Below are 20,449 nucleotides of genomic sequence, written 5' to 3'. Positions count from 1 at the left end.
TCAGCGGGCGACGCCGGCGCACATCCGCCGGGTGTCCACGCCGGGGTCGAGGTCCGGTTCTGGTCGCCACCACGTCGGGGACACCGGCCCGGGGTCGACCAGCACCAGCCCGTCGAACAACCCGCCGATCTGCGCGGCGGGGTGGGGAAACAGCGGCGTGGTGGCACCCAGGCCTGCGGAATCCGCGGCGACGTCGCCGATTGCTTCTGGTCGGCTGTCACCGCTGACATGCGGGAGGGCCGTGTAACTGCCGGGGGCGGGCGCGTTGACATTCGTCCCGCGCGCCGCCTCGGCGATCTCGTGCCTGGCGTCCTGGTGCCCCAGGCGCGCCGCCTGGGCGATCTTGTGCCTGGCGTCCTGGTGCGCCAGCGCGCGGCGGATGAACTTGCGAGCGATGTCGTGCGCGGTCGATACGCCTGCTGGCCGGCTCGCCTGATGGCGGCGGGAACTTGCGACGTTCGGCGTGCCGATGTCTCCGGTGTCGCCGCCCGGCTGCGGGTCGGTGACCGGTGCACTTTGGCCGATCCGGGCCGGAGGGAACGGTAGTCGCGGTGCGGGGACCAGGCGGTCCACGCACGGGGCTCGGAGTCCGCACGAGCACCGTCGCCACCACGACTGCCAGAGGCGTCTGTGGGACGGCTCGTGCGGGACCGGGTCAAGACGCCGCCTGCGACGAATACTCATCCGGCCGCCTTTCCGAGGACCGCTTGTCAGGAATGGTCATCCGGCTACTGGCCCTCGAGGCTGCGCCCGTGCGAAATGGCCGGGATGCCGCGCAGGGCCGGGATGCCGCGCAGGGCCGGGATGCCGCGCAGGGCCGGGATTCCGCGCCAGTCCGGGAACCCGCGCGGGGCCGGAAAGTCGCGCGGGGCCGGGTAGTCGTGCGAGGCCGGGAACTCGGGCGGGGCCGGGGAGTCGTGCGGCCGGGCACCCGGTGACCGGTCGGCGTGGGGAGTCATGCGGCCACCGTAGTTGACCAGCGACTAGCTGTCGTTTGCGAACTTGACCCATGACTAATAGTCATACGTCTACGGTCGATCATGTGGGAAGCAAGCCGATTCGATTGATGGGCGCGCACGAGATCCGCCTTCGCCTGGGTGGGGTCAGTCGTCAGCGCGCGTACCAGATCACCAGCAGGGCGGACTTTCCCGCGCCTGTCGCCGATCTGGCCCAGGGCAAGGTGTGGGCGACCGAGGACGTCGAGGCCTGGATGAAGGCGCACCGGCGGGACGTCGACGACGTCGAGGCCTGACGCCGCCGTCTACACCGGACCCGGCGGCGCTCGCCTGGTCGGGCGGGCCAGTGCCACGCCGTCGCTCCGGCGTACCACCAGGCCGGCCATCTCCAGCAGCGAGAGCCGGCGCAGCACCGTGCGTACGCCCAGCCCTGCCCTTGCCGCCAGTTCCTCCGGGCCGACCGTTCCGCGGCGGGGGATCGCCTCCAGCACCAGCGCGGAATCCTCGTCCAGGTCGTCCCGGGCGTGATCCCGGCCCCGCGGTATCTCAGCCAGATATTCACCGATCCGGCCGACCTCTTCGAGCACCTGGGCCGTCCCGGTCACGACGACCGTCTCCGGATGCCGGCGCAGCAGCTCATGACAGCCCACCGACATCGCTGACGTCACCGGGCCCGGTACGACCATGGCCCGCCGCCCCAGCGCAACCGTCCTGCTCAACGTCTGCACCGCGCCGCTGCGGGCGGCCGCCTCGACGATGACCGTTCCCGCTGTCGCCGCCGCGATGACCCGGTTGCGGATCAGGAACCGGTGCCGCAGCGGGTCCGAGCCCGGCGGCCACTCGCTCATCAGCAGACCGCTTTCCGCTATCTGCTCGAACATGGCGGAGTTCCCCACCGGGTACGGCCGGTCGACCCCGCACGCCAGCACAGCAACGGTCAGCCCGTCCGCCGTCAGCGCCGCCCGGTGCGCCGCCGCGTCGATGCCGAACGCGCCGCCGGACACCACCGTCCATCCGTGTTCCGCCAGCCCGTACGCGAGCTCGTTCGTCACGTGGATGCCGTAGCTGGTCGCCGCCCGGGCGCCCACCACCGCGACCGATCGAGCGAACGCCTCATCGAGCCGCCGCGCACCCCGGACCCACAGGCACAGCGGCGGGCGGACGTCACGGTTGATCCGATCACCGCCGTCGAGTTCGAGGGTGCTGAGCGTGTCCACTCCAGCCGGCCACTCCGGATCGGCGGGGACCACCACGCGAGCGCCCAGCCGGTCGGCCCGGCGCAGCGCCGCTTCGGCCAGCCTGCGCGGGTCGCCGACGCTCGACCGGGAGATGACCGCGGCGCGCAATGTCGACTCCGGGACGTCCCCGTCGAGCAGCCGGTTGAGGGTGGCCTCGGCGCCTCCCGCCTGTACGAGCTGCCACACGGCCCGGTTGCCGGGCTCGGCCAGCCAGGTGAGGGCGACCCGCGCCATCCGGTCGGCGTCGTCACCGGGCCGCGACCCGCTCATGCCGCCCTCCCGCCGTCGTCGTCGTCCCCGGACGGGATCGGCGAGATGAGAGTCAGCCAGGGCCGGCGTCTGCGGCGATGCCGCCCGCCGAGCGGCCATCTGATCACGGCCTCCGAGCCGCCATCCGGCCTCAGCGGGACAACCTTCGCCAGCTCCGCGCCCACCGCAGCCGAATCCGGCGCCGCAAAAGACTCCACAACAACCCGTGGCGAGGCCAGCGCCGCGGATCGCAGGGCATCCCGTGGCGGGGACGGGGCAACCTGCAGCGACAGCTGCTGGTCAGGTCTGGTCTCTTTGGTCATGGGCCTCTCCCATTCGAAGTTGTGCCGCCTCATGGACATCCGAGCCCGTCGGCCGCTCCCGCCCGTCCAGATCCGCTATCGACCACGCCAACCGCAAGATCCGGTCGAACCCCCGCGCCGACAGCGACCCCCGGTCCAGCCCGGCCCGCAACGCCGCCGTGTCCCGAGCCGCCAGTCGCCACGGCGGCCGCCGCAGGTGCGACCCCGGCACGTCCGCGTTCACCCGCCACCCCGCCTCCGACCACCGCTCACCTGCCGCCGCCCGCGCCTCAGCCACCCGCGCAGCCACCACGGCGGACGACTCGGCGGGCCCGGCGGTCGTCATCAGCTGGGCGGCGCTCAGCGGCTGGATCCGGATCTGGATGTCGATCCGGTCCAGCAGGGGACCGGACAGCTTGGCCATGTACCGGCGCCGGGCCGTCGCCGAGCACACGCAGAACTGGTCTCCCGCCGGGTTCGCGCACGGGCACGGGTTCGCCGCCAGCACCACCTGCACCCGGGCCGGATATTCGGTGCTGCCCCGGGCCCGGGCCAGCCGCACCCGCCCGCTCTCCAGCGGCTGCCGCAGCGCCTGCAGGGTCGCGTTGGCGAACTCCGGTGCTTCGTCCAGGAACAGGACGCCGCGGTGCGCCAGCGACAGCGCGCCCGGCCGGGCCAGGCCCGAACCTCCGCCGACCAGTGCCGCCAGGCTCGCGCTGTGGTGGGGTGCCTGGAACGGCGGGCGGCGTACGAGGCCGCCGTCCGGTGGGAGCACGCCTGCGATCGACTGCAGAGCCGTCACTTCCAGGGCCGACGTGTCGTCCAGCTCGGGCAGCAGAGACGGCAGGCGCTCGGCCAGCATCGTCTTTCCCGCGCCGGGCGGGCCGATCAACGCGAGGTGGTGCCCGCCGGCGGCCGCCACCTCGAGCGCGTATCGACCCAGCTCCTGACCGGCCACGTCGGCCAGGTCCGGTCCGCCGGCTGCCTGCGGTGGCTGCGCGGGCGGCGGCTCCAGCAGGCGGTCCTCGCCTCGGACGTACGCGACCAGCCGGTGCAGCGAGTCGACCCCACGGACCGTCATCCCGGGCACCACCGTCGCCTCGCGGGCGTTGCCCAGTGGCACGATCACCCGGCTGATCCCTGCTCGCGCGGCCGCCGCCACCATCGGCAGCACCCCGCGGATCGGCCGTACCGCCCCATCCAGGCCGAGCTCGCCCAGCACCACCACGCCCTCCAGCGGCGCCGGCGGCAGCTCGCCCGCCCCGGCTAGCAGCGCGCACGCGATCGCCACGTCGAACGCGCTGCCGTGCTTGGGCACTGTGGCCGGCAGCAGGTTCACCGTGATGCGCCTGTTGGGCCAACTCTGACCCGAGTTCACCACTGCGGCCCGCACCCGGTCGCGGGCCTCGTGCAGTGCTGTGTCCGGCAGGCCGGTGAGGACCACCGCCGGCAGGCCGGGCGACAGGTCCGCCTCCACCTCGACGAGGTGCCCCTCGACGCCGACGAGACCGACGCACAGCACCCGGGCGTAGCTCACCTAGAACGCCGCTCGGACGTGCTCGACCACGGTCGCTCCGCGCGGCTGGGGAAGCACCGCCACGACGTCGAAGCGGACCTCTCGGGGATGCACCCCCGCCTGCTCGAGCCAGCGGGCCGCCAGCCGGCGCAGGCGGCGGACCTTGACCGGGCGGATCGCTTCGGCCGGCGTGCCGAAGGTGGCGCCGCGGCGGGTCTTGACCTCGCAGAAGACGACGTCGTCGCCGTCGCGCAGGATCAGGTCGACCTCGCCCTCGGCGCAGCGCCAGTTGCGGGCGAGCACCACCAGGCCCTGTTCGCGCAGGTGCCGTTCGGCCAGTCGCTCGCCGTACGCGCCGACCGCCCTTCTCTCCGTTGTCATGGCGGCGACCGTCGCGCATCCGGGGGTCCTCGCGCGGGACCAGTTGTGGACAGAGTGCGATTGTGGATAACCGCAGCGTCATCGTCGGCATCTGATAGGTCCCCAGCGGTGGCATCGGGACCCCGCGTCACCTACGGTGCGAAATCGTGGAAGGACATCGCCGGTACGCCGAAGAGCCGGAACCCAGCTGGTACACCGGGCAGCGGGCAACCGAGGTCCCGAGCCCGTACGCAGCTCAGGCGCCCGAGACGAACCCTTACGACTCGGCTGTGCACGAGCGTCCCAGCGGCGCGTTCCGGTTGCCGGACCAGCGCTCCGCCGACCCGTACTCGGCGCCACCGGCCGGTTATGCGTCACCTGATCCGGTGACGACCTCCGGCAGCCACGCGTTGTCGTCCGCCGATTCCGGCTCGATCCGGATCCCGGTGCGCGGGCCCGAGTATCCGGCGGTCCGGCCGAGCAGCGGTGCCACGTCGCTCGCCGACGCCCCGGCCGTCTCCACGGTCACCACGACCACCACGTACGGCGCCGCGCCGGAGCCCCCGCCGCCGGCGGCGTCCCCCTACAACGAGCCGACCAGCATGGTCCCGATGACGGGCGGCGGTGTCCGAGCCGGTGCCCCCGACCCGGTGTACCGCTCCCGCCGTCCGGTTTCGGCCATCGTGTTCGCCGGCGTCACCGTCGTCCTGTTGATCCCGGCGCTCCTGCTGCTGATCCGGGCCGCGTTCGTCGACGACGCCACCGCCCGGGGCGTCGTGCCCGCGGTCCTGCTGACCCTCGGGCTCCCGCTGACCGGCTTCGGGTTGTACTCGCTGGCCGGTGGCGGCCGGACGAGTGCCCGGGACGCCTGGCTGCGGCCGCCGCTCGCGTACCTCCCCATCGGTCTGGTCCTGCTGCTGGCCGCCGCGCTCGCCGTCGCTTAATCCGACAAAAGGTCTGGAACTCGGGCGGTGTCCGCCCGGAAGCGGGCCGCGTCGCCCACGGCGTATGCTTGTCCACGGCGACCGCCCCGTGCGGTCGACTTCGCGCGCCTTCTGCACGAGCCACGATTGATCACTCACCGGCTGCACCTTCCGGCGAGGGGTCATGAGCCGTCAGCGACGGTCCTCCCTGGTCCCGATTCCTTTCGGGCCCGCCTGGGCCGGCGACCGGGCGCCAGGACGCACACCGCCGGTGAGCGTGACAACCAGGGAATAGCAGGGAGCAATTCACCATGGCCGTCGTGACCATGCGTCAGCTGCTGGAGAGCGGTGTCCACTTCGGGCACCAGACCCGGCGCTGGAATCCGAAGATGAAGCGATTCATCATGACGGAGCGCAACGGCATCTACATCATCGACCTGCGCCAGACCCTCGACTACATCGAGAAGGCCTACGCGTACGTCCGGGACACCGTTGCCGAGGGTGGCCACATCCTCTTCGTCGGCACCAAGAAGCAGGCCCAGGAGGCGATCGCGGAGCACGCGACCCGCGTGGGCCAGCCGTACGTCAACCACCGCTGGCTCGGTGGCATGCTGACCAACTTCCAGACGGTGTACAAGCGGCTCCAGCGCATGAAGGAGCTCGAGGCGATCGGCGACCTCACCGGTACCGCCGCCGGCTACACCAAGAAGGAGACCCTTCAGCTGTTCCGTGAGCAGACCAAGCTCACCAAGACCCTCGGTGGTCTGCGGGACATGACGAAGGTGCCGTCGGCGATCTGGGTCGTCGACACCAAGAAGGAGCACATCGCCGTCGACGAGGCCCGCAAGCTGGGCATCCCGGTCATCGCGGTGCTGGACACCAACTGCGACCCGGACGAGGTCGACTTCCCGATCCCGGGCAACGACGACGCGATCCGCTCGGCCGAGCTGCTGACCAAGGTCATCGCCGCCGCCGTCGCGGACGGTCTGATCAAGCGCTCCGGCCGCAACCGCGGCAACGCCGACGACAAGCCCGAGCCGGGCACCGTCGCCGCCGGTGAGCCGCTGCCCGAGTGGGAGCGTGACCTCTACGAGGGCGCCGACAAGAAGGCCGCTGACACCGAGACCGCCGCTGCGCCGGCCGCCGGAGAAGCCGCCCCGGTCACCGGAGAAGCTGCGCCGGTCACCGGAGAAGCTGCGCCGGCCGCCGGCGAGGCTGCCCCCGCCGTTGCGGGCAACGACGCCACCCCGGCCGTCGACGCCGTACCGGACGCCCCTCAGAAGGTCGCCGCCACCGCGGAGTAACAAACTTCAAGGAAGCCGGCCGCCGCCCCGCGGCGGCCGGCCCCCGGAAGATCCCGGACCTCAAGCATCGAGAGAGAGTCATGGCCAACTACACCGCCGCGGACGTGAAGAAGCTCCGCGACCTCACCGGCGCCGGCATGATGGACTGCAAGAAGGCGCTCGACGAGTCGGACGGTGACTTCGACCAGGCCGTCGAGTTCCTGCGCATCAAGGGTGCCAAGGACGTCGGCAAGCGGGCCGGCCGGACCGCCGCCAACGGCATCGTGGCGCACTCCGGCAAGGCGCTGCTCGAGCTCAACTGCGAGACCGACTTCGTCGCCAAGACCGCCGACTTCGTCGCGCTGGGTCAGACCCTGGTCGAGCACGGCGAGCAGGCCAAGCTGGCCGACGCCGCCGCGCTGCTGGCCTCCACGCTGGCCGACGGCCGCGCCGTGGCCGACGTGATCCAGGACTTCTCCGCCAAGATCGGCGAGAAGATCGTGCTCAACCGCTTCGCCGTCCTCGACGGCAACGTCGCGGTCTACCTGCACCGCAAGGCGCAGGACCTGCCGCCGCAGGTCGGCGTGCTGGTGGAGTACACCGGCAAGTCCGACGAGGCCGGCGTCGACGACGCCCGCGCGGTCGGCATGCAGATCGCCGCCATGCGGCCGAAGTTCCTCACCCGCGAGGAGGTGCCCGCCGAGACCGTCGAGTCGGAGCGTCGCATCGCCGAGCAGACCGCGCGCGAGGAGGGCAAGCCCGAGCAGGCGCTGCCCAAGATCGTCGAGGGCCGGGTGAACTCGTTCTTCAAGGACTTCGTCCTGCTGGAGCAGCCGTCGGTCACCGACAACAAGAAGACCGTCAAGCAGGTCACCGCCGATTCCGGGATCGAAGTCACCCGCTTCGTCCGGTTCGAGGTCGGCCAGGAGTAATCCAGGCACCAGCGCACTGCGCGGGAGGCCGGGACGCGAGACAAGCGCCCGGCCTCCCCGTCACATAGGGTCTCGGAGTCAGCGAAGGAAAGGGCGGACCGGCATGACGATGGTGACCGAGCAGGCTGTCGTGATGGACGAGGTCACGGCGCCCCGGGCCGAGCGGCCCCGGCGGGTCGTGCTGAAGCTCTCCGGTGAGGTCTTCGGCGGCGGCGCGGTGGGTGTCGACCCCGACGTCGTGCAGGGCATCGCCCGGCAGATCGCCACGGCCACCCGCCGCGGCGTGCAGATCGCGGTCGTCGTCGGTGGCGGCAACTTCTTCCGCGGCGCCGAGCTGCAGAAGCGCGGCATGGACCGCAACCGGGCCGACTACATGGGCATGCTCGGCACGGTCATGAACTGCCTGGCCCTGCAGGACTTCCTCGAGAAGGAGGGCATCGAGACGCGGGTGCAGACCGCGATCACGATGGCCCAGGTCGCGGAGCCGTACATCCCGCTGCGCGCCATCCGGCACCTCGAGAAGGGCCGCGTCGTCATCTTCGGCGCCGGCGCCGGCATGCCGTACTTCTCCACGGACACGGTCACCGCCCAGCGCGCGCTGGAGATCCACGCCGACCTCGTGCTGATGAGCAAGAACGGCGTCGACGGGGTCTACACCGCCGACCCGCGGACCGACCCGGACGCCCGCAAGATCGACCACATCACCTTCGCCAGCGTGCTCCAGCAGGGCCTGCGCGTCGCCGACCAGGCCGCGTTCAGCCTGTGCGAGGAGAACGGCCTGCCGATGCTCGTCTTCGGCGCCCAGGGCGACGACACTATCGTCCGGGCTGTGAGCGGCGAGAAGATCGGCACCCTGATCACCACGTGATCCGCGCGTACCGCACACTTTCGCAACGACCACGAGGAACGACCACGAGGAACAAGGAGGCGACGGAGCGGTGATCGACGAGACCCTCTTCGAGGCCGAAGAGAAGATGGAGAGCGCGGTCGAGCACGCCAAGGAGGAGTTCGCCGCGATCCGTACGGGCCGTGCCACGCCGGCGATGTTCTCCAAGATCGTCGTCGACTACTACGGCGCCCTCACCCCGATCACCCAGATGGCGTCGGTCGGTGTGCCGGAGCCGCGCATGGTGATCGTCAAGCCGTACGACGCGTCCCAGCTGGGCCCGATCGAGCGCGCGATCCGCGACTCGGACCTGGGGGTCAACCCCAACAACGAGGGTACGCAGCTGCGGATCAACCTGCCGCAGATGACCGAGGAACGCCGCCGCGAGATGATCAAGGTGGCGCGCACCAAGGCCGAGGAGGGGCGCGTGGCGATCCGCAACGTGCGCCGCAAGGCCAAGGAGCAGCTCGACCGCCTGGTCAAGGACGGCGAGGCCGGCGAGGACGACGGCCGCCGCGCCGAGAAGGAGCTCGACGACGTCACGCACCGCTATGTCGCGGTGGTCGACGAGCTGGTCAAGAACAAGGAAGCAGAGCTGCTCGAGGTCTGATGTCGTACCTCGAGCCCCGCGGTGGGCAGACCCCTTCCGGTGGCCGGGCGTCCGGGCAACCCGACGTCCCGGCCCCGTACGGCCTCGACGTGCCCGCGGAGGAGCCCGACCCGTACGCCGCGCATCGCCGCCAGGCCGCCCAGGAGGCGGCCGAGACCGGCCCGGTGTGGAACGCCTTCACGCCCGGCCCCGAGCCGGTCGCCCCGCACTGGGATCCGCCGGTGGCCGCCACCTCGACGTCCCAGGCCGAGTGGGAGCTGACCGCGACCGAAGCGGAGGGATCCCGTGGACCGGGCCGGCGCCGGGCCGGGCGTGCCGGCAAGCCACCGGTGAAGCCGGCCGGCCGCGCGGGCCGCAACCTGCCCGCCGCCATAGCGGTCGGGATCAGCATGATCCTGGTCGTCCTGGCCTCCCTGTTCGTCTGGAAGCAGGCCTTCCTCGGGGTCATCGCGCTGGCCGCCGGCCTGGGCATCTGGGAGATGGTCCGGGCGCTCAAGGTCACCGGCGCCCGGCCGCCGCTGATCCCGCTGGTCACCGGTGGCGTGCTGATGACCGGCCTGGCCTGGTACGGCAGCACGGACGCGCTGATCCTCGGCCTGGTGGTCACCGTCCTGGCCACACTGCTGTGGCGGCTGGCCGACGGCCCCAAGGGTCTCGGCAAGGATTTCGCCGCCACCGCGCTGATCGCCGTCTACGTGCCGTTCCTGCTCAGCTTCGGCGTGCTGCTCGCCAAGCCCGACGACGGCGACTACCGGGTGCTCATCACCCTGCTCGCGGTGGTGCTGTCGGACACCGGCGGTTACGCGGCCGGCGTCTTCTTCGGCAAGCGCCCGATGGCCCCCACGATCAGCCCCAAGAAGTCCTGGGAGGGCTTCGCCGGCTCGGTCGTCGCGTCGGCTGTCGGCAGCTCCGCGCTGGCGTACTTCCTGCTCGATGTCCCCTTCTACTGGGGTCTGCTGTTCGGTGCCGTGCTCTCGGTGGTCGCCGTGCTGGGCGATCTGGCGGAGTCGATGCTCAAGCGCGACATCGGCATCAAGGACATGAGCAACCTGCTGCCGGGTCACGGCGGCCTGATGGACCGGCTCGACTCGATCCTCTTCGCGGTGCCGACGGCTTTCCTGCTGCTCTGGCTCATCGCGCCGCCGGGGTAGGCATGTGCGCCCGACGTGGGAGACTGGATACGCCATGACGATTCTTCCGGTCATCCCGACCAGCCCCGACACCCCCGACGCGGTGGTCACCCGCCGTCGCCCCGCGATGCCGCCGCGCCACCTCGCCGACCTTGACCTGGCCGGCCGTCGCGCCGCCGTCACCGAGCTCGGCGAGCCCGCGTTCCGTGCCCAGCAGCTCTCCACCCACTACTTCGGGCGGCTGGTGCGTGACCCCGCCGCGATGACCGACCTGCCCGCCGCGTCGCGCGCCAAGCTCACCGAAGACCTGCTGCCGATGCTGCTCACCCCGCAGCGCGAGCTGGCCTGCGACGACGGCGCCACTCGCAAGACGCTGTGGAAGCTGCACGACAACGCGATGGTCGAGAGCGTCCTGATGGGCTATCCCGACCGGATCACCGCGTGCGTGTCCAGCCAGGCCGGTTGCGGCATGGCCTGCCCGTTCTGCGCCACCGGCCAGGCCGGCTTGACCCGCAACCTCTCCGTCGCGGAGATCGTCGACCAGGTCGTCTATCTCGCCGGCGTCGCCGCCTCCGGCGCGGTCACCGGGTCGCCGCCGCGGCTGTCCCGGGTCGTGTTCATGGGCATGGGTGAGCCGCTGGCCAACTACCCGCGGGTGATCGAGGCCGTGCGCCGGCTGGTGGCTCCGGCCCCGGAGGGCCTGGGTCTCTCACAACGGCACATCACCGTCTCCACCGTGGGCCTCGTGCCCGCAATGCGGCGATTCATCGCCGAAGGGTTGTCCGTGACTCTTGCGCTGTCCCTGCACGCCCCCGATGATGATCTGCGCGATGAGCTTGTGCCCGTCAACCAGCGTTGGAAGGTGGCCGAGGTGCTCGATGCCGCGTTCGACTACGCGGCGCAGACCGGTCGTCGGATCTCCATCGAATACGCCCTGATCAGGGACGTAAACGATCAACCCTGGCGTGCCGACCTGCTTGGCCGGCTGCTGCACGGCAAGCTGGCGCATGTGAATCTCATCCCGCTCAACCCGACGCCGGGCAGCAAGTGGGACGCCAGCCCCAAGCCGGTCGAGCGGGAGTTCGTCCGCCGGCTGCGCGACGCGGGCGTGGCGACCACGGTCCGAGACACCCGGGGGCGGGAGATCGACGGTGCATGCGGCCAATTGGCCGCAAGTGAGCTGACGGTGGTGGACGCTGGGGGCGCCGTCGCCGACGCGGAGGTGGCACGATGACGGGGCTCAGTTCCCTGCGGACGCTGATTTGGGAGACGTTGTGACGAGTCAGGGACAGCGTTTCCGGCGGCGCGCTCTGCGCCGCGGTTACAAGGTCGACGAGGTCGACGCTTTCCTGGACCGGGTCGAGGCGACCCTGGCCGGTGAGCAGTCCGGCGCGCCCGTCGGTGCCCAGGAGGTGCACGACGTCGTCTTCCGCGTGCGCTTCGGCGGCTACGACGAGTGGCAGGTGGACCTGCACCTGGACCGGGTGGAGCGGCAGCTCGCCGAGTTCGAGGACCGCGGCGGGCGTTCCGCCGACCCCCGGATGACCCCGGACCGGATGCAGCCGGAGCCGATGCGCGGCGGCATGCCGGGCGACCGGATGAGCCAGGCGCTGGGCCGGTCGGCCCCGCCGACCGAGCGGCTGCCCGCACCGGTACGCGACGACCGCCAGTACGCGCGCGAGGACCAGTTCAGCCGCGACGACCAGTACGCCCGCGAGAACCAGTACGCCCGCGAGGACCCGTACGGCCGCGAGGACCGGATGCAGCCGCAGCAGCTCCCGCAGCGCCCCCAGATGCCCGCTCCGGACCCGTACGGCCGCTACGAGGAGCCCGGGTACGGTCAGCCGCAGCAACAGCAGCGCCCCCCGGCTCCGGCCGGCTACGACACGGGCAGCTACGACGGCTTCGAGCCGGGCCGGCACGGCAAGACCGACATGACGGCCGAGATCCGCATGCCCGACCGGGACCGTGGCGGCTTCGGCGGCCCGTCGCCGATGAGCGCGCCCCCGATGAGCGGCCCGCCCATGGGTGGCCCGCCGATGGGTGGCCCGCCGACGGGCGGCGGCCCCGGTGGCAGCCCCGAGCTCTACCGGGTGGACCAGCTGCGCCGCACGTTCCAGCCGCGCCGGTTCGGCAGCGGTTACGACCCGGTGCAGGTGGACCGGCTGTTCGAGAGCATCCTGCAGGCCATGACCGGCCGCGGCCCGATGCCTGTCCCCGAGAACGAGCTCGACACGCTGCAGTTCGGGCTGGTTCCGGGTGGCTACTTCGAGGCCGAGGTCGACGCGGCCCTGCGCGAGGTCAAGGACATCCTGCTGCGCCACCGCTGAGCACGTACGGCAAAGGCCCGCTCCCCGGCCGGGGACGCGGGCCTTGCTGTTTGCGGGGGGTTACTGGTCGTTCGGCCGCAGGCCGTTGCGGCGCAGCACGATGTCGATGACCACGATGGCGATCAGCCCGACCGCGGTGCCGATGATCCAGATGTTCTCGGTGTTGCCCTCGTGGTTGCCCCACAGGTAGAGCAGCAGGACGGCGGCCGCGCCGATCGCGCCGCGCTGAGCGCCCTTGCGATTGCCCGGCTTGAGCTGGTCGGGCGCGTAAACCGGCTCGTTCTCGGCTGCCACTTTCGGTTCCTCCTCAGGCACGGACACATCTGCCGTCCAGTCTGACACGGGGCCGATGCGGGCATCCGGGCAACCCGGCGGTACCTTCGATGCCGTCGGACATGGGTGAACCGAGGGAGCTGAACGGTGCGGATCACGGGCACTGGCCACGCGAGCATGCGGATCGACACGGCCGCGGGCAGCATTCTGTGCGACCCGTGGGTCAACCCGGCGTATTTCGCGTCGTGGTTCCCGTTCCCGGACAACTCCCAGCTCGACTGGGAGAGCCTCGGCGACGTCGACTACCTGTACGTCTCGCACCTGCACCGCGACCACTTCGACGCCGAGCACCTGAAGCGCTTCATCAGCAAGAAGGCCACGGTGCTGCTGCCGGAGTATCCGACCAGCCAGCTCGAGGACGAGCTGCGTGCGCTCGGCTTCACCAGCTTCTTCAAGACCAAGAGCAACGAGGTGCACGAGCTCGACGGCGGCCTCAAGGTCATGATCCAGGCGCTGATCAGCCCCACCGACGGCCCGATCGGCGACTCGTCGCTGTGGCTCGAGCACGACGGCGTCCGGGTGCTCAACCAGAACGACGCCCGCCCGACGGACCTGTCCACCTTCGCCGAGCTGGGCCACGTGCACGCGCACATGCTGCAGTTCTCCGGCGCGATCTGGTATCCGATGGTCTACGAGCTGCCGCAGGCGGCCAAGACGGCGTTCGGCAAGCAGAAGCGTGACCGGCAGTTCGACCGCACCTGGCGCTACATCGACGACCTGAAGGCCGACCACGTCTTCCCGATCGCCGGCCCGCCGTGCTTCCTGGACGACGAGCTGTGGCAGTTCAACGACATCCACGGTGACGAAGGCAACATCTTCCCGGACCAGTCGGTCTTCATGAGCGAGTACGCCAAGGTCGGCGGCACCAACGGCGTCGTGCTGCTGCCGGGCAGCGTGTCCGAGCTCACCACCAGCTCGATCGAGACCACGCACCCCACCGACGTGGACGAGTTCTTCGCCAACAAGAAGGCCCACCTCGAGGAGATGCGCGAGCGTAAGGCGCCGATCATCGCCGCGGAGAAGGCGTCCTGGCGGCACCCCGAGATCGACGTGCTGGGCGAGCTCAAGAAGCGCATCGAGCCGCTGCTCGAGGAGTCGATCTACCTGGCCAAGGGCGTCGGCGGCCCGGTCCGCTTCGACCTGCTCGACTACGACGGCGAGTCGATCGAGTCGATCGTGGTCGACTTCCCGGGCAAGCAGGTCCGGCCGTACGCCGACGAGAAGGTCCGCTACCGGTTCAAGACCCAGCGCGAGCTGATCGAGCACCTGATCTTCATCGACGAGGGCGACTGGGTGAACTCGCTGTTCCTGTCCTGCCGCTTCTCGGCGGCCCGGATCGGCCAGTACAACGAGTTCGTCTACGCGTTCTTCAAGTGCCTGTCCGAGGAGCGCCTGCAGTACGCCGAGGGCTGGTACGACGAGCACGAGAAGTCGGTCGACGCCGAGGACACCGAGCTGGGCGGCTGGACGGTGCAGCGCCGTTGCCCGCACCTGAAGGCGGACCTGAGCCGCTTCGGCATCGTCGACGGCAACGTGCTGACCTGCCAGTTGCACGGCTGGAAGTTCGACCTGCCGACGGGCAAGTGCCTCACCAGCGTCGGCCACAAGATCCGCGCTGAGAAGACGGCTGCCGAGCCGGCCGCGCGAGCGGAGTAACGCCGGGCCGTCCCGGAGCGCTCTTATCTCTGGCATTGATCGTCAGAGCGCTCCGGGAGGGACCCATGGACGACATCTGGGCTTACCGTGTCAGCCGGCAGGGCGAAATGTCCCTCGTCACCCTGTCCGGCGAAGTCGACATGAGCGCGGAGGACGAGCTGGCCGAGATCCTGCTGGCCGAAGTGGCGCGTCCCGGCATCTCGTGCGTGCAGATCGATCTCGACGCGGTGGAGTTCCTGGACTCGTCCGCGATCAACGTCCTGGTCCGGGTCTTCAACGCCGCCCGCGAGGCCGGCCGGGAGCTCCATCTCGTCCGGGCCCACCAGACGCCGCTGAAGGTGCTGGAGATGACCGGGCTCATGCCGCTGCTCGCCCCCGGCGGCGGTGCGGCGGTCAGCGACCCAGGTCAGTGAGGATGCGCCGGGCGGCGTTGTGACCGGCGGCGCCGATCACACTGCCGGCCGGGTGCGCGCCCGCTGAGCCGGCGTAGAGGCCGTCCAGCCCGGTGGCGTACGGCATGCGCTCGTCGAAGGCCACCGTGTTGTCGACGTGGTGGATGTGCCCGCCGGTGATGCCGAAGTGCTTCTCGATGCCCGGCGGGGTCAGCGGCATCGTGTCCGCCACCAGTTCCGACGTGCCCGGTGCGTAGCGGTCGACGATGGCCAGCAGGCGCTCGACGTAGCCGGGCAGCTCCGCGTCCCACGAGGACGACGCCAGCTCGTACGGCACCGACTGGACGAACAGGGCCGACGAGTGGTGGCCCGCCTCGTCCTGCAGCGACGGGTCGACGGTCGTGTGCAGGTACCACTCGATGGTCGGTTCCGCCGGCAGCCGGCCGGCCTGCACGTCCGCCCACATCGCGCGCAGCGCGGCCATCGGCGAGTCCGTCTCGGCCAGGCCGGCCAGGCCCGCCGAGCCCGGCAGCAGGTGGATCGTCGAGCCGAACGGCGACGCCGCGTCCTCGGGCAGGCAGGAGAAGCGCGGCAGCCCGCTGAGCGCGAGGTTGACCTTCAGGGTCGTGCCGGGGCGGCGGACCGCCGCCATCCGGTCGGTCAGGGCGGTGGGCAGCGCACCCTCCGGGACCAGGCTCATCAACCTGTACGGGTCACAGGAGCCCAGCACCACCCGGGACGAGATCGCCCGACCGTCGGCCAGGACCACGCCCGCGGCGGCGCCCTGGGAGACCGTCACCTCGGCGACCGGGGTGCTCGTGAAGATCGACGCACCGGCGGCGCGGGCGGCGTCGGCGAACGTGCGCGAGACCGTGCCCATCCCGCCCGCCGCGATCATCCACGTGCCGTCCGAGCCCGGCAGCCGGCACATGTTGTGCACCAGGAAGTTGTGGCCGGTGCCCGGGTCGTCGGGGCCGGCGTTCAGCCCGGACAGGCCGTCGGTCACCGCGTACATGCTCATCAGCAGTTCGCTCTTGAAGCCGAACCGGGACAGGTAGTCGACGACCGAGCCGCGGACCAGGTCGATGAACGTGCTCTGCAGCTGGGGGCGGATGTGCCGGTCGGCGACCTCCTCGACGGTGCCGGGCTCGCGCAGCCAGGCCGGCGCCAGGTCGGCCCGCAGGGCGGCGATCTCCACCTGCATCGCCTCGTCGGCGGCCACGTCGCGGGGCGAGAAGAACCGTTGCATCTGCGCCCGGGTCGCCTCGCGGTCCGTGCCGAACAACAGGTACGGCGAGCCGGGGCCGCCCGGGGTGGGCAGGAAGTAGTGCGGGTCGCGGCGCAGCACCGGGATGTCCACGTCGAGCGTGCGCAGCAGCTCCGGCGGCATCAGCCCGAGCAGGTACGAGCCGGTGGACTGGCCCAGGCCGGGCACCCGCGGGAACGGCCGTTCGGTGCGGGTGGCCCCGCCGAGCACGTCGGCGGCCTCGAGCACCACGACGTCCAGTCCGGCGCGGGCCAGCAGCACGGCGGAGACCAGGCCGTTGTGGCCGGCCCCGATGATCACCACGTCCGCGCGTTCGGGCAGAGAGCTCATGGCAGCGGAGCCTAGCGCGCCAATCGGCTGACGGTCCGGGCCAACTCGACCTCGAAAAGTGGCTCCACGTCCGTCATGGCCCACCTGAGATGGCCGAAAACCTCCATCGCGACGATGCCGTACAACCGGGTCCAGGCGGCCACGAAGAGGTAGATCACGGGCAGCGGGAAACGGTCACCGAAGGTGTCCAGGTACGGCTTGAACAGCTCGCGCAACGCCGGGTCGGGCAGGTCGGGCGCCTCGCCGCCGAACGGGTGCCGGGCGTAGTGCTCACCCAGCACCGTGAAGAACGTCTCCCCGAACCGGGCCCCGGCGTCGTTGATCGGGCTGCCGAACATCAGCGCGAACTCGGCCGGCCGGTCGAGGGACCAGCGGCGGAAGGCCCGGGCCATGTGCCCGACGCGGACCAGTGGCTCCTCGTCGCTGTGGGCCAGGGCGGCGTCGGCGACCGCGGCTCGGAGGTCCTCGAACAGATCGGTGACGATGGCCAGAATCAGGGCATCAAGGCTGGCGAAGTACCGGTACAGGGCGGGGGCGGTCATGCCGAGGTCGCGGGCGATGGCGCGCAGCGAGATGGCGGACGGGCCACCGGCGACGAGCAGTCGGCGGGCGGCGTGCTTGATCTCGGTGACGGTTTCCGCGCGCAGCCGTTCGCGGCGGCCGGGCGTGGTGGTCGTCATAGGGTGCTCCGTTGACGAGGCTGAACGGTGTTTGCGAGGGTAAACGGCGTTCACTGGAATGGCCAAGATCTGAAGCGACTCTAACGGGCCGTGCGGGAGGCAGACACATGTTCGGCTGGTGGGGCAGGGCGGTCGTCCGGCTGCGCTGGTGGGTCATCGCCGCCGCGTTCGCGCTGGTCGTGGTGGGTGCGACCTGGGGTGCCGGCGTCTTCGGGTCGCTCACCGGCGGTGGCTACGACGACCCGAACAGTCAGTCGAACAGGGCAGCCGCGGGCATCGCCGAGCAGCTCGGGCAGCGTGATCCCGACCTGCTCGTGCTCTGGTCCAGCCCCACCGGCACCGTCAGCGACCCGGCCTTCCGGACGGCGGTGAGCGAGGCGGTCGGGAGGATCCGGGCCGAAGCGGACGTCGCCCAGGTGGCTGCGTACACCGACGAGAACGCGCCACCGGCTCTGGTCAGCACCGACCGGCGATCCACCTACGCGGCGGTCTACCTGCGGGCCACCGACGAGGACGGCCAGGCTGACGCGTACCACCGGATCGAGCCGGCCTTCGCCGCGCCCGGCCTGACCACGCAGGTGGGCGGGGTGGTCGCCTTCACCGACCAGGCCAACACGCAGACCAAGGAGGACATCACCCGGGCCGAGATCTTCTCGCTGCCGATCCTGTTCATCCTGCTCGTCCTGATCTTCCGAGGGTTGATCGCGGCGCTGTCACCGCTGGTCATCGGGGGTATCGCGATTCTCGGGGCGTTCGTCGCGGTGCGGCTGCTGACCTACCTGACCGACATCTCGGTCTTCGCGATCAACGTCATCACGCTGCTCGGGCTGGGCATGGCCGTGGACTACTCGCTGTTCGTGGTGAGCCGCTTCCGCGAGGAGCTGGCGAACGGGCAGGACGTCAGTGCCGCCATCCGGACGACTGTGGCGACTGCCGGCCGTACCGTCGCGGTCTCGGGCCTCACGATCGTGCTGGCGCTGTCCAGCTTGCTGATCTTCCCGCAGCCCTTCCTGGGCGGCCTGGCCATCGGCGGCATGGCCGCCGTGCTGATCGCGATGCTCGCCGCGCTGACCGTGCTGCCCGCGGCGCTGGCCCTGCTCGGCCACCGCATCGACAAGTTGCGCATCCCGCTGCCGCGCAGCGCCCACCCGGGTGCCGGCTGGGCCCGCATCGCGCACAGCGTGATGCGCCGCCCGGTGCTGTACGTCGTCGGCGTCCTGGTCGTGCTGACCGCCTTCGCGGCACCGTTCCTGCGGGTGGAGTTCGGCGGCTTCGACGAGCGCGTGCTGCCTCCTGGCACCTCGGCCCGGATCGTCGGCGAACGGCTCGACAGTGGCTTCCCGGGCGGCGGCGAGGATCCGATCACCGTACTGGTGAGCGGAGCACCCGCCACCGAGCTGGCCGAGCGGATCGCCGCGCTGCCCGACGTCACCGCCGCCACCGTCACCGCCGAGCGCGGCGCCTCGTCCCTGATCACAGTGACCTACCGGGGTGAGCTGCCCCGCGCCGGGTCCCGCGAGATCGTCTCGGGGATCCGGGAGCTGCCCGCGCCCGCCGGCGCCGAGGTGCTCGTCGGCGGCCGGCCCGCGATCGACCTCGACCTGCTGGAGAGCCTCGCCGCCGGGCTGCCGTGGATGGCCCTGATCATGGCGGTGGCCACGATGCTGCTGCTCTTCCTGGCCTTCGGCTCGGTGCTGCTGCCGATCAAGGCGGTGCTGATGAACCTGGTCTCGATCGGCGCGTCCTTCGGCGTGGTCGTCTGGATCTTCCAGGACGGGCACCTCGAGGGGCTGCTGCGCTTCGAGTCCACCGGCTTCATCGAGCCCAGCAACATGATCCTGGTGCTCGCCGTGCTCTTCGGCCTGGCCACCGACTACGAGGTGTTCCTGCTCTCCCGGGTGCGCGAGGAGTGGGACGCGAGCGGCGACAACACCACGGCCGTCGCCTCCGGGCTCCAGCACACCGGCGGCATCATCACGGCCGCCGCGGTGCTGCTGATCACCGTGGTGGCCGGCTTCGCCACCGGCGGGGTGACCGTCATCAAGACCATCGGCATCGGCATGATCGTGGCCATCATCGTGGACGCGACACTGGTCCGGGCGCTGCTGGTCCCGGCGACGATGCGGCTGCTGGGCCGCTGGAACTGGTGGGCACCGGGTCCGCTGAGCCGCTTCTACGGCCGCTACGGGATCCACGAGACCCCGGCTCCGCCGAACCCGCCGGCTGCGCCGGAGCCGGATCGCCGGCCCGCACCCGTCTAGCCCGCTGGAAGGCGCTGGCGCTCTGGGTCGCGGCGAAGCCGGCCAGCAGGATGACGTGGAAGAGGTAGAGCCAGAGCCCGACGGCGACCACGCCACCGATCTCGGTGAAGCCGCCGAACGGCACCCCCAGGTCCAGCGGCAGCGAGCAGAAGAGCACGAAGCCGTGCAGGAAGCCGGACAGGTTGGCCGCGGTGAAGGAGCCGACCAGCGTCGTGGCCAGCCACTCCGGGCGGCCCGGGGCCACCCCGCGGTAGACCCAGATCACCACCGGGGTCAGGACCAGCCAGGCGGCGAAGAAAGACAGGACCACGCCGGCGACCGCGTACCAGCCGCCGCGGACCCAGAGACCGCTGGTCACCGGCAGGGCCAGGAACAGCGCCAGCAGCAGGGCGGGGGAGGCGGCCAGCAGCGGCAGCCACAGGATCCGGCCGCGCCAGCCGACCAGGGCCTCGCCCGGCTCGCGCAGGGACACGAAGGCGCGGCGCAGGCCCTCGCCGTACAGGGTGGCGGGCAGCAGGCTGGCCACGGCGAGCATCGGTGTCAGGTGCAGACCGGCCTCGATCAGCGCGGCGAGCGCGCGGGGCGCCCCGATGGCATCGGGCAGCGCTTCGATCGTGTGCCCGGTGAGCCGGCGGACCCGGTCGGCGCCGGCGATCAGACCGGTGATCCAGATCGCCAGCAGCGCCACCGGCACCACGGCGATCCCGGCGTAGAAAGTCACCGCAGCCGAGTACAGGGCGAGGTCACGCCCACGGAGCAGCCGGAACGGCGCCGACAGTTTTCGGCGCACGTCCGCCACCCGGGATCTCATGGCT

General features: G+C 71.2%; 20 protein-coding genes and 1 pseudogene. 12 read left to right on the top strand and 9 right to left on the bottom strand.

Annotated elements, in window-relative coordinates; translation table 11 throughout:
• Positions 1–573, bottom strand: coding sequence for an SAM-dependent methyltransferase (locus ACQP2Y_RS39710; protein WP_433721503.1), 573 nt, complete (start codon positions 571–573; stop codon positions 1–3).
• Positions 574–728: 155 nt separating this feature from the next.
• Positions 729–959 (bottom strand): hypothetical protein, encoded by a 231-nt coding sequence (locus tag ACQP2Y_RS39705; RefSeq protein WP_433721502.1) that lies wholly within the window; start codon positions 957–959, stop codon positions 729–731.
• A 107-nt stretch (positions 960–1,066) separates the two neighbouring features.
• Between ACQP2Y_RS39705 and ACQP2Y_RS39700 the strand changes: the two genes are divergently transcribed.
• The gene (locus ACQP2Y_RS39700) at positions 1,067–1,252 is read left to right on the top strand and encodes a DNA-binding protein (RefSeq protein WP_360550559.1); all 186 of its coding nucleotides are present in this window, start codon (positions 1,067–1,069) and stop codon (positions 1,250–1,252) included.
• Between the two features lie 9 nt (positions 1,253–1,261).
• Here the strand turns inward: ACQP2Y_RS39700 and dprA are convergent, their stop codons facing one another.
• The 3 genes from dprA to ACQP2Y_RS39685 form a co-directional block, all read right to left on the bottom strand.
• Positions 1,262–2,464 (bottom strand): DNA-processing protein DprA, encoded by a 1,203-nt coding sequence (gene dprA / locus ACQP2Y_RS39695; RefSeq protein ID WP_433721501.1) that lies wholly within the window; start codon positions 2,462–2,464, stop codon positions 1,262–1,264.
• 279 nt (positions 2,465–2,743) lie between these two features.
• A complete protein-coding gene (locus tag ACQP2Y_RS39690) occupies positions 2,744–4,282 on the bottom strand; it encodes a YifB family Mg chelatase-like AAA ATPase (protein ID WP_433721500.1) in 1,539 nt (512 codons plus the stop codon).
• Positions 4,283–4,642, bottom strand: a complete 360-nt coding sequence (locus tag ACQP2Y_RS39685; protein ID WP_433721499.1) for a YraN family protein — start codon at positions 4,640–4,642, stop codon at positions 4,283–4,285. It lies immediately after the preceding gene.
• A gap of 146 nt (positions 4,643–4,788) precedes the next feature.
• On the opposite strand from ACQP2Y_RS39685, the gene ACQP2Y_RS39680 reads away from it, so the two are divergent.
• From ACQP2Y_RS39680 to ACQP2Y_RS39645, 8 genes are all read left to right on the top strand, one after another.
• Positions 4,789–5,565 (top strand): hypothetical protein, encoded by a 777-nt coding sequence (locus tag ACQP2Y_RS39680; protein ID WP_433721498.1) that lies wholly within the window; start codon positions 4,789–4,791, stop codon positions 5,563–5,565.
• 290 nt (positions 5,566–5,855) lie between these two features.
• Entirely contained in the window at positions 5,856–6,848 is a 993-nt protein-coding gene (gene rpsB, locus ACQP2Y_RS39675; RefSeq protein WP_433721497.1) for a 30S ribosomal protein S2, read from the top strand.
• A gap of 80 nt (positions 6,849–6,928) precedes the next feature.
• Entirely contained in the window at positions 6,929–7,759 is an 831-nt protein-coding gene (gene tsf / locus ACQP2Y_RS39670) for a translation elongation factor Ts (protein ID WP_433721496.1), read from the top strand.
• A 133-nt stretch (positions 7,760–7,892) separates the two neighbouring features.
• Positions 7,893–8,627: a UMP kinase gene (pyrH, locus tag ACQP2Y_RS39665; RefSeq protein WP_433732242.1), complete on the top strand. Its 735-nt coding sequence runs from the start codon at positions 7,893–7,895 to the stop codon at positions 8,625–8,627.
• A 70-nt stretch (positions 8,628–8,697) separates the two neighbouring features.
• Positions 8,698–9,255, top strand: coding sequence for a ribosome recycling factor (gene frr, locus ACQP2Y_RS39660; protein WP_360549888.1), 558 nt, complete (start codon positions 8,698–8,700; stop codon positions 9,253–9,255).
• The gene (locus ACQP2Y_RS39655) at positions 9,255–10,406 is read left to right on the top strand and encodes a phosphatidate cytidylyltransferase (RefSeq protein ID WP_433721495.1); all 1,152 of its coding nucleotides are present in this window, start codon (positions 9,255–9,257) and stop codon (positions 10,404–10,406) included. The genes frr and ACQP2Y_RS39655 overlap by 1 nt, the downstream gene beginning before the upstream one ends.
• 34 nt (positions 10,407–10,440) lie before the next feature.
• A complete protein-coding gene (gene rlmN, locus ACQP2Y_RS39650; RefSeq protein ID WP_433721494.1) occupies positions 10,441–11,619 on the top strand; it encodes a 23S rRNA (adenine(2503)-C(2))-methyltransferase RlmN in 1,179 nt (392 codons plus the stop codon).
• A gap of 40 nt (positions 11,620–11,659) precedes the next feature.
• A complete protein-coding gene (locus ACQP2Y_RS39645) occupies positions 11,660–12,715 on the top strand; it encodes a DivIVA domain-containing protein (protein ID WP_433721493.1) in 1,056 nt (351 codons plus the stop codon).
• 60 nt (positions 12,716–12,775) lie between these two features.
• On the opposite strand, the gene ACQP2Y_RS39640 is transcribed toward ACQP2Y_RS39645, so the two are convergent.
• Positions 12,776–13,009 (bottom strand): DUF2631 domain-containing protein, encoded by a 234-nt coding sequence (locus ACQP2Y_RS39640; protein WP_433721492.1) that lies wholly within the window; start codon positions 13,007–13,009, stop codon positions 12,776–12,778.
• 132 nt (positions 13,010–13,141) lie between these two features.
• Between ACQP2Y_RS39640 and ACQP2Y_RS39635 the strand changes: the two genes are divergently transcribed.
• Positions 13,142–14,704 (top strand): Rieske 2Fe-2S domain-containing protein, encoded by a 1,563-nt coding sequence (locus ACQP2Y_RS39635; protein ID WP_433732240.1) that lies wholly within the window; start codon positions 13,142–13,144, stop codon positions 14,702–14,704.
• A 107-nt stretch (positions 14,705–14,811) separates the two neighbouring features.
• Complete coding sequence (locus ACQP2Y_RS39630; protein WP_433721491.1) at positions 14,812–15,117, top strand: STAS domain-containing protein; 306 nt, start codon at positions 14,812–14,814, stop codon at positions 15,115–15,117.
• Here the strand turns inward: ACQP2Y_RS39630 and ACQP2Y_RS39625 are convergent.
• Positions 15,098–16,693 carry a phytoene desaturase family protein gene (locus tag ACQP2Y_RS39625; RefSeq protein ID WP_433721490.1) on the bottom strand — a complete coding sequence of 532 codons (1,596 nt, stop codon included), beginning with the start codon at positions 16,691–16,693 and terminating at the stop codon, positions 15,098–15,100. The two genes, ACQP2Y_RS39630 and ACQP2Y_RS39625, sit on opposite strands and share 20 nt — an antisense overlap.
• Before the next feature lie 11 nt (positions 16,694–16,704).
• Positions 16,705–17,373, bottom strand: coding sequence for a TetR/AcrR family transcriptional regulator (locus tag ACQP2Y_RS39620; RefSeq protein ID WP_433721489.1), 669 nt, complete (start codon positions 17,371–17,373; stop codon positions 16,705–16,707).
• A gap of 107 nt (positions 17,374–17,480) precedes the next feature.
• Between ACQP2Y_RS39620 and ACQP2Y_RS39615 the strand changes: the two genes are divergently transcribed.
• A complete protein-coding gene (locus ACQP2Y_RS39615; protein ID WP_433721488.1) occupies positions 17,481–19,634 on the top strand; it encodes an MMPL family transporter in 2,154 nt (717 codons plus the stop codon).
• On the opposite strand, the pseudogene ACQP2Y_RS39610 reads toward ACQP2Y_RS39615, so the two are convergent.
• Positions 19,630–20,445, bottom strand: a pseudogene (locus tag ACQP2Y_RS39610) (YhjD/YihY/BrkB family envelope integrity protein); the annotation flags it as partial. The gene ACQP2Y_RS39615 and the pseudogene ACQP2Y_RS39610 overlap by 5 nt on opposite strands.
• Positions 20,446–20,449 lie beyond the last annotated feature (4 nt).

It is taken from the genome of Actinoplanes sp. CA-051413 (genome assembly GCF_050955795.1).
GTDB lineage: Bacteria > Actinomycetota > Actinomycetes > Mycobacteriales > Micromonosporaceae > Actinoplanes.
The sequence above is the reverse complement of the archived record's forward strand: the minus strand, read 5'-3'. Positions and strand labels throughout refer to the sequence as shown.